This is a genomic window from Paraburkholderia sp. (assembly GCF_035656215.1).
Classification (GTDB): Bacteria; Pseudomonadota; Gammaproteobacteria; order Burkholderiales; family Burkholderiaceae; genus Paraburkholderia.
In genome coordinates, this window is sequence record NZ_DASRSY010000379.1 from 1 (window position 1) to 14,541 (window position 14,541).

11 protein-coding genes and 1 pseudogene are annotated in these 14,541 nt (G+C 62.2%); 7 read left to right on the forward strand and 5 right to left on the reverse strand.

From position 1 onward, the window contains the following. The 3 genes and pseudogenes from VFE81_RS22010 to VFE81_RS22020 all read right to left on the reverse strand — a co-directional run. Positions 1–334: pseudogene (locus tag VFE81_RS22010) on the reverse strand (sugar ABC transporter substrate-binding protein); the annotation flags it as partial. Between the two features lie 118 nt (positions 335–452). Beyond that, positions 453–1,454, reverse strand: coding sequence for an ABC transporter permease (locus VFE81_RS22015; protein WP_325046615.1), 1,002 nt, complete (start codon positions 1,452–1,454; stop codon positions 453–455). After that, complete coding sequence (locus VFE81_RS22020) at positions 1,451–3,076, reverse strand: sugar ABC transporter ATP-binding protein (protein WP_325046616.1); 1,626 nt, start codon at positions 3,074–3,076, stop codon at positions 1,451–1,453. The genes VFE81_RS22015 and VFE81_RS22020 overlap by 4 nt, the downstream gene beginning before the upstream one ends. A 251-nt stretch (positions 3,077–3,327) precedes the next feature. Between VFE81_RS22020 and deoC the strand changes: the two genes are divergently transcribed. The 7 genes from deoC (at position 3,328) to VFE81_RS22055 (ending at position 12,835) form a co-directional block, all read left to right on the forward strand. Then, positions 3,328–4,338, forward strand: coding sequence for a deoxyribose-phosphate aldolase (deoC, locus tag VFE81_RS22025; protein WP_325046617.1), 1,011 nt, complete (start codon positions 3,328–3,330; stop codon positions 4,336–4,338). Between the two features lie 16 nt (positions 4,339–4,354). Beyond that, positions 4,355–6,748, forward strand: coding sequence for an aldehyde dehydrogenase family protein (locus VFE81_RS22030; protein ID WP_325046618.1), 2,394 nt, complete (start codon positions 4,355–4,357; stop codon positions 6,746–6,748). A 174-nt stretch (positions 6,749–6,922) separates the two neighbouring features. Further along, a complete protein-coding gene (rbsK, locus tag VFE81_RS22035; RefSeq protein ID WP_325046619.1) occupies positions 6,923–7,885 on the forward strand; it encodes a ribokinase in 963 nt (320 codons plus the stop codon). A 46-nt stretch (positions 7,886–7,931) separates the two neighbouring features. Next, complete coding sequence (locus VFE81_RS22040) at positions 7,932–8,999, forward strand: ABC transporter permease (RefSeq protein WP_325046620.1); 1,068 nt, start codon at positions 7,932–7,934, stop codon at positions 8,997–8,999. Positions 9,000–9,111: 112 nt separating this feature from the next. Continuing rightward, positions 9,112–10,116 (forward strand): autoinducer 2 ABC transporter substrate-binding protein, encoded by a 1,005-nt coding sequence (locus tag VFE81_RS22045; RefSeq protein WP_325046621.1) that lies wholly within the window; start codon positions 9,112–9,114, stop codon positions 10,114–10,116. Positions 10,117–10,201: 85 nt separating this feature from the next. Beyond that, positions 10,202–11,761 carry a sugar ABC transporter ATP-binding protein gene (locus tag VFE81_RS22050; RefSeq protein ID WP_325046622.1) on the forward strand — a complete coding sequence of 520 codons (1,560 nt, stop codon included), beginning with the start codon at positions 10,202–10,204 and terminating at the stop codon, positions 11,759–11,761. A 15-nt stretch (positions 11,762–11,776) separates the two neighbouring features. Beyond that, entirely contained in the window at positions 11,777–12,835 is a 1,059-nt protein-coding gene (locus tag VFE81_RS22055; protein ID WP_325046623.1) for an ABC transporter permease, read from the forward strand. Between the two features lie 57 nt (positions 12,836–12,892). Here the strand turns inward: VFE81_RS22055 and VFE81_RS22060 are convergent, their stop codons facing one another. Continuing rightward, positions 12,893–13,618, reverse strand: a complete 726-nt coding sequence (locus VFE81_RS22060; protein WP_325046624.1) for a DeoR/GlpR family DNA-binding transcription regulator — start codon at positions 13,616–13,618, stop codon at positions 12,893–12,895. A gap of 336 nt (positions 13,619–13,954) precedes the next feature. After that, complete coding sequence (locus VFE81_RS22065) at positions 13,955–14,533, reverse strand: YceI family protein (RefSeq protein ID WP_325046625.1); 579 nt, start codon at positions 14,531–14,533, stop codon at positions 13,955–13,957. Positions 14,534–14,541 lie beyond the last annotated feature (8 nt).

Sequence of the window (14,541 nt, forward strand, 5' to 3'; positions counted from 1 at the left end):
CGATCACTTCCACGCCGTATTTTTTGAGCGTATCCGTGATGCCTTGCACCTGCAATTGCGACCAGTCGAGATTCATGGTCTGCATCGAAATGCCGACCTTGAATTTGCCGGCTTTGATTTTGGCGATGTCGGCGTCGCTTAGCTTCACGGCATCCACTGAGGCCGCCTTTTCGCCGTTCGGCCCTTGCCCGACAATCGTCTTCGGTCCGATCGAACCGGCCGGCAGGCTGGTCACGCATTGCGCGTAAGCGCCCGACGAAGCCAGCGCCACGACGGCGGCTGCCGCCGCGATGACGCTGGGTAGAACGCTTCCTGAGCCACGACGATGTTTCATGATTCTTCTCCGTTGGTATTCATGTTTGTGTTACGTCTCCTGCCATTCACGAACAACGCGGGCACGTGACATCTCGAGTGATCGACGTGCTTTCCTCATTTCCCTGGTTACTTCCTGCTCATTTCCTGGTGAAGGCCACAGCCGCGACGATGATCGCGCCCTTGATCACCAGTTGCAGCGATGAACTGACGCCCAGCAAGACCAGCCCGTTATTGAGCGTGCCGATGATGAGACTGCCGAGCAGCGTGCCGAGTACGAAGCCGCGGCCACCAAACAGACTGCAACCGCCGAGCGTCACGGAAGCAATCACGTCGAGCTCGAGCCCTTGCACGACATCGGGCCGCGCCGCATGCGAGCGCGCGGCGAGCACGAGCGCGGCGAGTCCGGCCAGCGCGCCGGTGAGAATGAAGGCGATGGTGGTCACGCGTCGTGTGTTGATGCCGGAGTAGAGCGCCGCAATCGGATTGCCACCGGCGGCGTAAATCTGCCGGCCGAACACGCTGTAATGCAGCAGCAGGATGCCGGCGATCACGGTCAGCACCGTCCAGATGATCGGCACCGGCACACCGGCAATGTTGCCCTCGCCGAAGATCGCGATGAACGAGTCGTTGGTGATGATCTCGGGCCGGGTTGTCGTCACCATCAGGGCGAGTCCGCGTGCCGCGCTCAAGGTGCCGAGCGTGACCAGGAACGAGGGAATGTTCAGCCGCGTGGTCACGACCCCGTTGATCGCGCCGACGATTGCACCGGTGCCGATGCCGGCAATCGCGCCGATGATCCAGTTGTCGCCGACATGCGCCATGGCGAGCGCCGCGGACATGCCCGAGAGCGCCAACGTCGAGCCCACCGACAGATCGATCTGCCGCGCAATGATTACGAAGGTCATGCCGATCGCGACGATCGAGACCAGTGCGGTCTGTCGGCCGATATTCAGGAAGTTATCGATGGACAGAAACCAGGGCGACGCGAAGCTGAACACCACCAGCAGGATCGCGAACGCGCCGTAGAGCGCATAGGGGCGGTCGCCTTGCAGCAGGAGTTGCGCGATGCGCCGCATACGGCTTTTCTGCAGTGGCGATGCCTGCCGTTCGGCCGTCAGCGGCGAGACAGAGTCGTTCATATTACGGGCTCGAAGGAAGTCCCCGCGGGGGACTCGATGGAAGTGCGGGACAGTTGGATCAGGTGATGAAGCGCTTCGGCGTTAGCGAGTTCGGCGCGCTCGACGGTCTTGACGATCGAGCCGTCCGCGACGATCGAAATCCGGCTGCACAGGCGCAACAATTCATCGAGGTCCGAGGACACGACGAGCACGGCGGTGCCCGCTCGCGCGGCATCATGGACCACGCCGTAGATCTCCTCGCGCGCGCCGACGTCGACACCGACAGTCGGTTCGTCGAGTAAAAGAAGCGTGGGGCGCGGATGGTTCCACTTCGCAAAGACCACTTTCTGCTGGTTGCCGCCGGATAAAAACTTGACCGCGGTCGACGAGCCGGGGGCCTTGACGGCCAGCTCTTTCATCGAGCGCTTCGCCTGCTGGACGGCCGCCTGGCTGCGCAGCCATCCCCATCGGGAAAATTGCGGCAAGCGCGGCAAGGTCAGGTTGCGCTCGATCGAATGATCGAGAACAAGCCCTTCAAGATGACGATCCTCCGGCACCAGCGCTACGCCGAGCTGGATGGCTTCGGAAGGCGTGATACGCGAGCGCGATTGACCGCCGATCTCGATGGTGCCCGCCTCGATTCTGCGAATGCCGAAGATGGTTTGCAGAATTTCCGTGCGCCCGCTGCCGATCAATCCCGCAAGCCCGTGAATCTCGCCGGGGCGAATCGTGAGGTCGACGTGGTGAAGCCTGTCATTGCTAACGTTTGACAGCGCGAGAATGGGTGCAGCAGCGACGTTCGACGTGGCCAATGTTGGCTGCCCGATAGCAGATTCGTTACTCGCCACGCCTGCAGCCGTCCTCTCTCTCGCCTGCAACGCGGCATGGTCAGGGCCGACGATCGCCGCGACCAGTTGCTTCATATCGGTCTGCGCTGTCTGGAACACACCGGCATTGGCCCCGTCGCGAAACACGGTGACACGCTGCGAAATCCGGAACACCTCATTCAAGCGATGCGTGACATAGATCACGCCGACGCCGCGATTTGTGACCGCGCGAATCGCATCGAACAGGATCTGCTCTTCGCCGCCCGTCAGCGCTGAAGTGGGTTCGTCGAGGATCAGCACGCGCACGTCGCCCATCAGCGCCTTGCAGATTTCGGTCATTTGCCGGTAAGCGAACGGCAACGCGCCAACCGGCGTACGCGGGTCGAGCGGGATGCCGTGCGAGCGGAGGAATTCGCTAACGGTGGCCATCAGTTGCCGGTTCTTCACGAAACCGAGGCGCGTGCGGGGCTCGCGCCCCAGCATCAGATTCGCCCCGACCGACAGCGATTCGACCAGGCTCAGATCCTGGTAGACCACGGCGATACCCGCCTCACGCGAGCGCGCCGGCGAGTCGAACGCCACTTTCTGGCCGGCGATCTCGATGACGCCGTCGTCGTAGGTATGAACGCCGCTGAGAATCTTGATCAACGTGGATTTGCCCGCGCCGTTTTCGCCGAGCAAGGCGTGGACTTCGCCGGGCAACACGTCAAGGCTAACGCCGCGCAGCGCCTGCACGCCACCAAATCGCTTGGTGACGCCCGCAACACGGATCAATGGAACCTGAGGCGATGGCGCGACCGCAACCGGCTCACTCATCTGACATGTCTCCTTCGTCGATACGACGAAATTCTTCTCTTTGTATAGCGCAGGCGGTCGAAACCGTCTTGTGATCTTCGCATCATGAATATGGTGCGTCAATAACATAGCAGCCCGTATCGGGGCTTAAGTGCCCATTTATGTAATGATTGCATCGCAATACTTGTTAAGATTCTATCAATCGTTGTAGCATAAGTGCGACTAACTTGTTCGGCGGCTGTTGTGCGCCGCATCAAATTTCCGGATGTCTTATGCCTGAAGCCCCTGTGCTGTCTTCTTCGGTCGTCGCGTTGCGCGGCGGCCCGCTCGTCCATCCGGTTCGCAATCCGGGCATGCCATTCGACGCGTCCTGGCTGGACGGTTTGCGCGTCAACCAATCCGCGGTCGAGCGGCGTACGGCGACGCTTGCCACGCGCCGTACTGTCAAGAAAGATGCGCAGGCGGCCTGGCTGCTGAAGGCCGTCACCTGCATCGACCTCACCACGCTCAACGGCGACGACACCGAAGGCCGCGTGCGCCGCCTTTGCGCGAAGGCGCGCCAACCCGTGCGGGCCGATCTGCTCGAGGCGCTCGGCATCGCGCCGCGCGGCATCACGACGGGCGCGGTCTGCGTTTATCACCGCTTCGTCGCGGCGGCGGTGGATGCGCTGCAGGGCAGCGGCATTCCAGTCGCCGCGGTATCGACAGGATTTCCCGCCGGACTGATTCCGCATCCGCTGAAGCTGAAGGAGATCGAGGCCTCGGTTGCGGACGGTGCGCAGGAAATCGACATTGTCGTGACGCGTGAATATGTGCTGACCGGTAACTGGCAGGCGCTCTACGACGAAGTACGCGACTTCCGCGCGGCCTGCGGCCCGGCGCACCTGAAGACGATTCTGGCGACCGGCGACATCCGCACGCTCTCCAACGTGGCGCGCGCCTCGATGGTCTGCATGATGGCCGGCGCCGACTTCATCAAGACGTCGACCGGCAAGGAAGGCGTCAACGCCACGCTGGACGTCTCGCTGGTGATGGTGCGCATGATTCGCGAGTACCAGGAGCGCACTGGCGTGCCGATCGGTTTCAAGCCGGCGGGCGGCGTGTCGAGCGCGAAGTCCGTCCTGTCCTATCAGATCCTCATGAAGGAGGAGCTCGGCCGCCCGTGGCTCGAACCGGCGCTGTTCCGTATCGGCGCATCGAGCCTGCTGGCCGATATCGAACGCCAGCTCGAACATCACGTGAGCGGTCGTTACTCCGCTTTCAACCGTCACCCTGTAGCCTGAACAGAAGACCGATCCCATGAGCGTAGCTGAGTATTTTTCATCGATGGAGTACGGTCCCGCACCCGAGGACGGTCAACCCGCGCGCGCGTGGCTCGCGCAGCATGAGTCGGGCTTCGGGCATTTCATCGGCGGTGCATGGCATGCGCCGGTCGCCGATGAGCGCTTCGACTCGCACGCGCCTGCCACGGGCGAGCGGCTCGCTGGGATCGCCCAGGGCGATGCGGCCGACGTCGACGCGGCGGTGGCCGCCGCGCGCGCCGCGCAGCCGGGCTGGCTCGCGCTCGGCGGCGCCGCCCGGGCGCGGCATCTGTATGCGCTCGCACGCATGGTCCAGCGTCATAGCCGCCTCTTTGCCGTGCTCGAAGCGCTCGACAACGGCAAGCCGATCCGCGAAACGCGCGATATCGACGTGCCGCTCGTCGCGCGGCACTTCCTGCATCACGCGGGTTGGGCGCAGTTGCAGGAGAGCGAATTCGCCGATTACGCGCCGCTTGGCGTCGTCGGGCAGATCGTGCCGTGGAATTTTCCGCTGCTGATGCTCGCGTGGAAGATCGCACCGGCGATTGCGATGGGTAACTGCATCGTGTTGAAGCCGGCCGAATACACGCCGCTTACCGCGTTGCTGTTTGCCGAACTCGCCCATCGAGCGGGTTTGCCGGCCGGTGTCCTGAATGTAGTGACGGGCGATGGCCGGACCGGCGCCGCGCTCGTCGAGCATCCACAGGTGGACAAGATTGCTTTCACGGGTTCGACTGAAGTCGGCCGCCTGATTCGCGCGGCTACGGCCGGCTCGGGCAAATCGCTGACGCTCGAACTCGGCGGCAAGTCGCCCTTCATCGTGTTCGATGACGCGGATCTCGACGGCGCGGTCGAAGGTGTCGTCGACGCGATCTGGTTCAACCAGGGGCAGGTCTGCTGTGCGGGCTCGCGCCTGCTCGTGCAGGAAGGGATCGAAGCGCGCTTCATCGCGAAGCTGAAGCGCCGCATGGAGACGCTGCGCGTCGGCACGTCGCTCGATAAGAGTATCGATATCGGCGCGATCGTCGATCCGGTGCAGCTCGAACGCATTCAGTCGCTGGTGGAAACCGGACGACGCGAAGGCTGCGCGGTGTGGCAGTCACCCGATACGACGATGCCCGCCGGCGGCTGTTTCTATCCGCCCACGCTCGTCACCGGTGTGGCGCCGGCTTCCATTCTGGCGCAGGAAGAAATCTTCGGACCGGTGCTGATCACGATGAGCTTTCGTACACCGGATGAAGCGATTGCGCTCGCCAACAATTCGCGCTACGGGCTCGCTGCGAGCGTGTGGAGCGAGACCATCGGTCGCGCGCTGGATATCGCGCCGCGGCTTGCATGCGGCGTCGTGTGGATCAACGCGACCAATCTATTCGATGCGGCGGTTGGGTTCGGCGGGTACCGCGAGTCAGGCTATGGTCGCGAAGGCGGTCGTGAGGGCATCTACGAATATCTGAAACCGCGAGCGTGGCGCAATCTTGCTGTCCGTCAGGGAGTACGCGCTGAACAGACAGCGGACGCTGGCGAGCGCGATCCGTTGTCGAATGTCACGCTGATCGATCGCACGGCGAAGCTCTTTATCGGCGGCAAGCAGGTGCGTCCAGACAGCGGCTATTCATTGCCCGTACATGCGCCGGATGGGACGCTGGTCGGTGAAGTGGGCGAGGGGAACCGCAAGGACATTCGCAACGCGGTCGAGGCGGCGCGCGCGGCGCAGAAATGGTCGCAGACGAGTACCCATAACCGCTCCCAGGTGCTGTTCTATCTCGCGGAGAATCTGGCCGTTCGTGCAGACGAGTTCGCGCGGCAACTTGTGACGAGAAACGGTGCGACGGAAGCGGCGGCGCGCGCGGAAGTCGAGGCTGCGGTAACGCGTCTCTTCACTTACGCCGCGTGGGCCGACAAGTTCGACGGCGCCGTGCATACGCCGCCGCTACGCGGCGTCGCGCTGGCGATGCACGAGCCGCTTGGCGTGATCGGCATTGCCTGTCCGGACGAAGCGCCGTTACTCGGCTTCGTGTCGCTGGTGGCGCCCGCGCTGGCCATGGGCAATCGGGTGGTGGTGTTGCCGAGCGCGGCGTGTCCGCTCACGGTGACCGATTTTTACCAGGTGGCCGAGACGTCGGATGTACCGGGCGGGGTGCTGAACATCGTCACAGGTGAGCGTGGCGCGCTGCTGCCCGCGCTTGCCAAACACGACGACGTCGACGCTGTCTGGTGTTTCGGCAATACGGCGGATTCGACGCTGGTCGAGCGCGAGTCGATCGGTAATCTGAAACGCACCTTCGTCGATCACGGCCGCCAGTTCGACTGGTTCGACCGGTCGAGCGAAGGCCGGCCGTTTCTGCGGCAGGCCGTGCAGGTGAAGAACATCTGGATACCGTACGGAGACTGACCGACAGACTAACCGGGTGTCGGAACGACATGCACGCCAACCAGAAAATGAAGGAGACAACGTGCTGAAGTATCTGGATCTGCTGTTGAATGTCGTCGTGCTGCGCGCGGTGCATCCCCCGCGCGGCGGTTTCCTGATGAACGCACAGCAAAGGGAACGTCAAGGAGAACGCGGATGAGCACGTCTTTACAACGAAACGGGCGTGTCGTCATTCTCGGCATCTACGTCACGGACCTGACGTTTCGCGCCGCGCGTATGCCGCTGATCGGCGAGACGATCGCCGGCTCGGCGTTCGCGATGGGGCCGGGCGGCAAGGGCTCGAATCAGGCGGTGGCGGCGGCTCGCGCCGGCGCCGAGGTGGTGTTCTGCACCCGCATCGGCAACGACGCGTTCGGTGAGATCGCGCGCGCAACGTGGGCCAGGGAAGGCATCACGGCGCGGGCCTCGGTGATCGAGGGCGTGTCCACGGGCGCGGCGCATATCTTCGTCGACGACACCACGGGCGGGAACGCGATCATCGTCGCCTCCGGCGCGGCCGGCACGATGAATGCAGCCGACGTCGACGCAATCGAAGCCGACATCGCCGCCGCGCGCGTGTTTGTCACGCAGCTCGAGCAGCCGCTCGCTGCCGCGCGCCGCGGCCTTGAGGTCGCGCGCCGGCACGGTGTCATCACGGTGTTCAACCCGGCGCCCGCGTTGCCGCTCGACGACGATATCTTCCCGTTGTGCGACTACATTACGCCCAACGAAACTGAAGCGGCCGCGCTCACCGGCGTGCCGATCGCGAATGCCGACGACGCGCGCCGTGCCGCCGATGTGCTGCTCGCCAAAGGTGTCGGCGCGGTCGTCGTCACGCTGGGGGAAGGCGGTGCGTTGCTGCACTCGGCCACTCAATCCGTGCTCGTGCCGGCCTATCACTGCGGCCGCGTGGTGGAGACCGCCGGTGCCGGCGACGGGTTCACGGGCGGCTTCGCGGCCGCTCTCGCACGCGGCGACGACGCCATGACGGCGCTGCGTTTCGGCTGCGCGCTCGCGGGCATTTCCGTCACGCGTCCGGGCACGGCGCCTTCCATGCCGACGCTCGACGAAGTGAATCGCGTGTTGAACCAGCCGGCCGGAATATCCCAGGCATCCTGACTGTTGTCCTGACCATTCGCGAAGGCTGAAGGAGATTTTGCTCACCATGAAGTCCTCGTTCACCGCTGGAAAAATGTTCGGCGACCGGCAACTGAATTTTCTGCTGATCGTCAACGTACTCGTCGTGCTGGCCGCGACGTGGCTCTCGCACGGGCAATTCGTCGATATCGACAACCTGCAGTCGATGGGCGGACAGTTGCCCGAACTCGGCCTGCTCGCGCTTGGCATCATGTTGTCGATGGTGTCGGGCAACGGCGGGATCGATCTGTCGGGTGTTGGGCTCGCGAACCTGTCCGGTATGGTCGCTGCGCTGGTCGTGCCGCACTTCGTCAACGGTGACGACTCACCGGCGCTCTACACGTCGCTCTTCTGCGTCATCGTGGTGGTGATGGGGCTGCTCGGCGGGCTGCTGAACGGCGTGGTCATCGCGCGGCTTAGACTCACGCCGATTCTTTGCACGCTCGGCACGCAACTGTTGTTCACGGGCTTTGCTGTGGTGCTCAGCAACGGCGCTTCGGTGCATGTCGACTATGTCGATCCGTTGTCGAATATCGGTAACGGTACCGTGTTTCAGGTGCCGATCGCGTTCTGCATCTTTGTCGCGGCAGTCATCGTGTTGGGCTGGCTGCTCAGGCGTAGCCCGTTCGGCTTGCGTCTCTATCTGATGGGCACCAATCCCAAAGCGGCGTTCTATGCTGGCATTCCGCGCGCGCGGATGCTGATATCAACGTATGCGATGTGCGGCGTGCTTGCGTCACTCGCGGGTCTGATCAGCGCGACGCATACGTCCAGTGCGAAATGGGACTACGGAAACTCTTATCTGCTGATCGCCATTCTGATCGCCGTAATGGGCGGCGTGAATCCTGCGGGCGGTCACGGGCGCATCATCTGCGTGTTTTTTGCGGCGACGGTGCTGCAGTTTCTGTCGAGCCTGTTCAATCTGATGGGCGTGTCGCAGTTTTTCGGCGATTGCGCGTGGGGTTTTCTGTTGTTGCTGTCGCTTGCGTTCGCGGGCGGCGAGCGGGTGCGCGCGATTTTCGGTTTTGGCTCGAGCGGCAGCGGTGGTGGCGGTGGCAGTAGTGCGGCGAGTTCCGGCACGGCGCCGGAAGGTTAACGCGCCGATCAGACGCGAAGCGCAACCAAAGTTTCAGTACGCGGCGGACAACAAGCCCTGGCTGTCCGTGACGGTAAAGTGGGGCGACATCGAACGATAAAGGAGACATTGCATGAAACTGACTCGACTGGGCACCGCGCTCGCAGCAGGCGCGCTTACGGTGGGCGTGATCGCTGCGGCACACGCAGCAACCAACGAGACGATCGTCACGGTCGTCAAGGTGACCGGTATCAACTGGTTCAACCGGATGGACGATGGCGTCAAGCAATTCGCGAAAGACAACCCCGGCGTGACCGCGTATCAGACCGGTCCGGGCCGCGCGGACGCGGCGCAGCAACTGAAGATCATCGAAGACCTGATCGCCAAGAAGGTCACGGCGATTGCCGTGGTGCCCTACGATCCGCCGACGCTCGAACCCGCGCTGAAGAAGGCGATGGATCGTGGCATCAAGGTCGTCACGCACGAGGCCGACAACGAGAAGAACACGATGGTCGACATCGAAGCGTTCGACAACACCGCCTACGGCGCCGGCCTGAACGAACGTCTCGCTTCGTGCATGCACGACGACGGTAAGTGGGCTGTGCTGGTTGGTTCGCTCGGCAGCCGCTCGCAGGTGCAGTGGGCGGACGGTGGTATCGGCAACGCCAAGGCCAGGTATCCGAAGATGAACCTGGTCGAACCGAAACTCGAAACCAATAACGACGGCGAGCGCGCTTATGAAGTCGCGAAGGAAGTGCTGCGCAAGCATCCGGACCTGAAGGGCTTCCAGGGCTCGTCCTCGCTCGACGTGATCGGCATTGGACGTGCGGTCGAAGAAGCCGGTATGCAGGGCAAGATCTGCGTCTACGGCACGGGTCTGCCGACTGAAGCAGGCAAGTTCCTCGAGAGCGGCGCGATCAACGGCATTGCGTTCTGGGATCCGAAGCTTGCGGGCATCGCGATGAACAAGATTGCGCAGATGCTGATCGATGGCAAGACGGTCGAGAACGGGGCCGATCTCGGCATTCCGGGCTACACGAAAGTCACCGTCGCGAAGGGTCCGGGCAAAGGAATCATCGTGCGCGGCCAGGGCTGGGTGAACGTCGACAAATCGAACTACAAGCAGTATCCGTTCTGATTGAGTCGGTGTCCGCTGGTTTGTCTTTTGCTTGTTGTGTCACGGCGTGCCCGCACGGGCACGCCTTAACTTGCGACTCGCCATCATGAATCAAGACGTAGCGTCACAACAGTTACCGCGATCTGAAGCGCCGCAACCGTTTCTGCAGGTTGTCGGCGTGCACAAGCGTTTCACCGGTGTGCATGCATTGCGTGGGGTGAGCCTGTCGTTCGAGCGCGGTCAGATCTACCATCTGCTAGGCGAGAACGGCTGCGGCAAGAGCACGTTAATCAAGATCATCTCGGGCGCGCAACCGCCTGACGAAGGCGAACTCGTGATCGAAGGCGTTCGTCATGCACGGCTTTCCGCACTGGAATCGCTGGCCGCGGGAATCGAAACTGTCTATCAGGATCTCTCGCTGCTGCCTAACATGAACGTGGCGGAAAACGTCGCGCTCACCGCCGAGCTGGCCACGCACGAAGGCCGGCTCGCGCGTACCTTCGATCGGCGTGCGCTCGCGCGCACGGCAGGGCGCGCACTGGAATCGGTCGGCTTGCCAGGCGACGCCGAGTTTCAGGCAACCCTCATCGAGCAATTGCCGCTCGCCACGCGTCAGCTCGTCGCCATTGCGCGCGCGATTGCCAGTGAGGCCAAGTTTGTCATCATGGATGAGCCCACCACGTCGCTCACGCAAAAGGAAGTTGACAATCTGATCGCCGTGCTCGCGAATCTGCGCGCGGAGGGCGTGACGGTGCTATTCGTGAGCCACAAGCTCGACGAGTGCTACGCCATCGGCGGCGAAGTTATCGTGCTGCGCGACGGCCAGAAAATGGCGCAGGGACCGATTGCGCAATTCACCAAGGCGCAGATCAGCGAACTGATGACGGGGCGCCATCTGTCGAACGAGCGCTATCGTGAAGGCGCGTTTGGCCAGGATGTCGTGCTCGACGTGCATGGTTTCACGCGTGCGGGCCAGTTCAGCGACGTGTCGTTCTCGCTGCATGGCGGCGAAATTCTCGGCGTCACCGGTCTGCTCGATTCCGGGCGTAACGAACTTGCTCGCGCACTCGCGGGCGTTTCGGCGGCGCACTCGGGACAGGTGATACTCGACGGTAAGGCCATTTCATTGCGTACGCCCTCGGACGCGAAACATCATCGCATTGGCTACGTACCGGAAGACCGCCTGAACGAAGGGCTATTTCTCGACAAGTCGATCCGCGATAACGTGATTACCGCGATGATCTCCAGCTTGCGCGACCGCTTCGGCCAGATCGATCGCACGCGCGCGCAGGCGCTCGCGGAACAGACGGTGCAAGATTTGCAGATCGCGACGCCAGGCGTCGACAAACCCGTGCAGTCGCTCTCGGGCGGCAATCAGCAGCGCGTGCTGATCGGCCGCTGGCTCGCCATCGATCCGCGCGTGCTGATTCTGCATGGACCGACGGTCGGTGTCGACGTCGGATCGAAGGACATCATCTACCGCATCATGCAGCGCCTGTCGCAACGCGGTATCGGCATCATTCTGATCAGCGACGATCTGCCCGAGCTGCTGCAAAACTGCGACCGCATCCTGATGATGAAAAAAGGACGTGTGGCGAACGAATATCAGGCCGATACGTTGAGCGAAGCCGACCTGTATCACGCACTGCTTTCGGAAGCCGCATAAAGGACGTCGACACCCATGAACTCGCGCATCCAATCGCGCATGAACCAGACCATGACCACCCCGACCGTTGTCGAAGTCGCACCCGAGGTCAAGCCGCCCACCTTGCGGGCCAGGCTCGCGCGCAATCCCGAATGGTTCACTGTCGCGTTGATCGCGGCGACGTGCCTGATTGTCGGCGCGATCAATCCGCGCTTCTTTCAGCTCGCGACGCTATTCGATCTGCTGCATTCGGCCACTACGATGTCGCTTTTTGCGCTCGGCACGCTTGTCGTGCTGGCGTCCGGCGGCATCGACGTCTCGTTCACGGCGATCGCCGCGCTGACGATGTACGGCATCACGAAGGCGGTGTTTGCCTGGTGGCCGGACGCGCCGTTTGCGCTGATTCTGATCACCGGCGCGTTAGGCGGCGTGGTGCTCGGTCTCATCAACGGCCTGCTGGTGCATCGTTTGAAAGCGCCTTCGCTGATCGTCACGATCGGCACGCAGTATCTGTATCGCGGCCTGCTGTTGACGTTCATCGGCACGACGTTCTTCATGAACATTCCGCACAGCATGGATCATTTCGGCCGGATACCGCTGTTTTTCTATCACACCAGTGAAGGCCTGCGCGCGGTGCTGCCCATTTCGGTGCTGGCGCTGGTGGCGGCCGCTATTGTCACGTGGTGGTTGTTGAACCGGACCATGATGGGGCGCGGTGTCTATGCGATGGGTGGCAGCCTTGCGATCGCCGAGCGGCTTGGCTACAACCTGCGCGCGATCCATCTGTTCGTGTTCGGCTATACCGGCATGCTCGCCGGCATAGCAGGCATTCTGCATGTATCGAACAACCGGCTCGCGAATCCGTTCGATCTCGTGGGCTCGGAACTCGATGTGATCGCTGCAGTGATCCTGGGCGGCGCGCGCATTACGGGCGGCACAGGTACGGTGGCCGGCACGTTGCTCGGTGTGGTGCTGGTCACGTTGATCAACAGTGTGCTGATTCTGGTTGGCGTGCCGAGCACCTGGCAGAAGGTGATCATTGGCGCGTTCATTCTGATCGCCGGGACGTTGTTCGCACTGCAGCGCAAAAGCTGAAGCTGAACGCAGGCCGCGCCTGCTGCTTGACGGCGCCGCGTGGTGCGGCATGCGCAATCATTTGCGCTTGCGGTGCTCCTGGCCTTGTTCAGTGATGATGGAATCGAAGTCGTCGATTTGCGAGAAACGCACTGCCTTGACCACGCCGAACTTGCTCTGGTCCACGACCAGATGCCGTTCGACGGCATTTGCCATGGCTGCCTGTTTGAGCGCGACTTCGTGAAAGTTCCAGCAGGTTACTCCGCGCGCGCTATCCACACCGCCTGCGGAAATGAATGCTTTATTGATGCCCATACGGCGCAACATCTCCAGACTTTCTTCGCCCGCAAACGAATCTGAAGAAGGCACGTAGACGCCGCCCAGCAGGATCATCCGCACGTTCGGCTTGCGGCGCAGAATCTCCGCAACATTCAATGAATAGCAGACCACGGTGACGTGACGCTCGAGCGGAATCAGGCGCGCAAGCGTGGTGAGTGTCGTGCCGCAATCAATGAAAATCGTTTCATGGTCGACAACGAGCTTCGCCGCAATCGCCGATGCTTCCGCCTTGGCCTGCGCGAAATGATCCTTCTCTTCTTCGAGTGAATAGCCGGCGTTGTTGGGTACGTCGGTCGCACTGACGATGTAGCCGCCAAGATACGTGAATCGCTCCGGACTGCCTGCGATATCGCGCCGGACAGTCATCTCCGATACGTCCAGCAGGCTGGCGGCGTCGCGCAGTCGCATTACGCTCTGCTTGGCCAGCGCATCGGCGAGGGCGCGGAGGCGGTCGGGTTTCAGCATGGAGGTCCTGTCGCGCAGTGTGGAGGGACGTTATGTTTTGTTCGAGTTGGTGAGAGGATTATAACAAGAGGTCGTCTGCGCGGCGAGCCTGTTTGCGCCTCGAACACGAAGTCCGCTTCGCATCAGTAATAAGAAAAGCCTTTAACCCGAAGGGCTAAAGGCTCATGACTGACGAATCAGGACGTGTGCCTGATCAGAAGCGATAGCTCACACCAATCTGCACCACCGGATACACTTTGTAGCGCTCGACGTGGCGGTATTTCCACCGGTTGCCGCAACCGCCTGCCGCAACCGCCTGCCGCAATTGCTTGACGCAAGTTGCAGAGGAGCCAGCTATTACTGCTTGATGCCTTCGGCCTGAATATGAAGCGTGGTCTGCATCTTGAAGCCGTAGGTCTTGCCGAAGTCGACACCGAAATCGTCGCGATTGAACGTCGCGGTCGATTCGGTGCCGCACACTTCGCGCTTGAGCATCGGGTTGATGATGCACTTGAACGATTCGATCTTCAGGTTGACCGGCTTCGTCACGCCATGCATGGTCAGCGTGCCGATCACTTCCACCGGCTTGTCGCCGTCAAAGCGGATCTGCGTGCCCTTGTAGGTCGCGGTCGGGTACTTGGCTGCATCGAAGAACTTGTCCGTGACCAGTTCTGCGTCGAGCTTGTCGTTACCGATATCCACCGAGCTCATATCGATCGTCACGTCCACCGTGCCGGTCTTCGCCGCGCGATCCAGTACCACGGTGCCGCTGCTCTTCTTGAACTTGCCGCGCCAGATCGAGAGTCCGCCGAAGTGATCGGTTTCGAAGCTCGGGTAGGTGTGCGTCGGGTCGAGTTGATACGTATCGGCGGCCATTGCGTTGAACGACATGGCTGCGGCCAGCGCGCCTGCGGCGAGCAAAAGTTGCTTCTTCAAGAGATTCT

What these genes read in the sequence shown, in the direction of transcription:
- VFE81_RS22015 (WP_325046615.1), bottom strand. Translation starts at nt 1,454, where the DNA reads ATGAACGACTCTGTCTCGCCGCTGACGGCCGAACGGCAGGCATCGCCA.
- VFE81_RS22020 (WP_325046616.1), bottom strand. Translation starts at nt 3,076, where the DNA reads ATGAGTGAGCCGGTTGCGGTCGCGCCATCGCCTCAGGTTCCATTGATC.
- deoC (WP_325046617.1), top strand. Translation starts at nt 3,328, where the DNA reads ATGCCTGAAGCCCCTGTGCTGTCTTCTTCGGTCGTCGCGTTGCGCGGC.
- VFE81_RS22030 (WP_325046618.1), top strand. Translation starts at nt 4,355, where the DNA reads ATGAGCGTAGCTGAGTATTTTTCATCGATGGAGTACGGTCCCGCACCC.
- rbsK (WP_325046619.1), top strand. Translation starts at nt 6,923, where the DNA reads ATGAGCACGTCTTTACAACGAAACGGGCGTGTCGTCATTCTCGGCATC.
- VFE81_RS22040 (WP_325046620.1), top strand. Translation starts at nt 7,932, where the DNA reads ATGAAGTCCTCGTTCACCGCTGGAAAAATGTTCGGCGACCGGCAACTG.
- VFE81_RS22045 (WP_325046621.1), top strand. Translation starts at nt 9,112, where the DNA reads ATGAAACTGACTCGACTGGGCACCGCGCTCGCAGCAGGCGCGCTTACG.
- VFE81_RS22050 (WP_325046622.1), top strand. Translation starts at nt 10,202, where the DNA reads ATGAATCAAGACGTAGCGTCACAACAGTTACCGCGATCTGAAGCGCCG.
- VFE81_RS22055 (WP_325046623.1), top strand. Translation starts at nt 11,777, where the DNA reads ATGAACTCGCGCATCCAATCGCGCATGAACCAGACCATGACCACCCCG.
- VFE81_RS22060 (WP_325046624.1), bottom strand. Translation starts at nt 13,618, where the DNA reads ATGCTGAAACCCGACCGCCTCCGCGCCCTCGCCGATGCGCTGGCCAAG.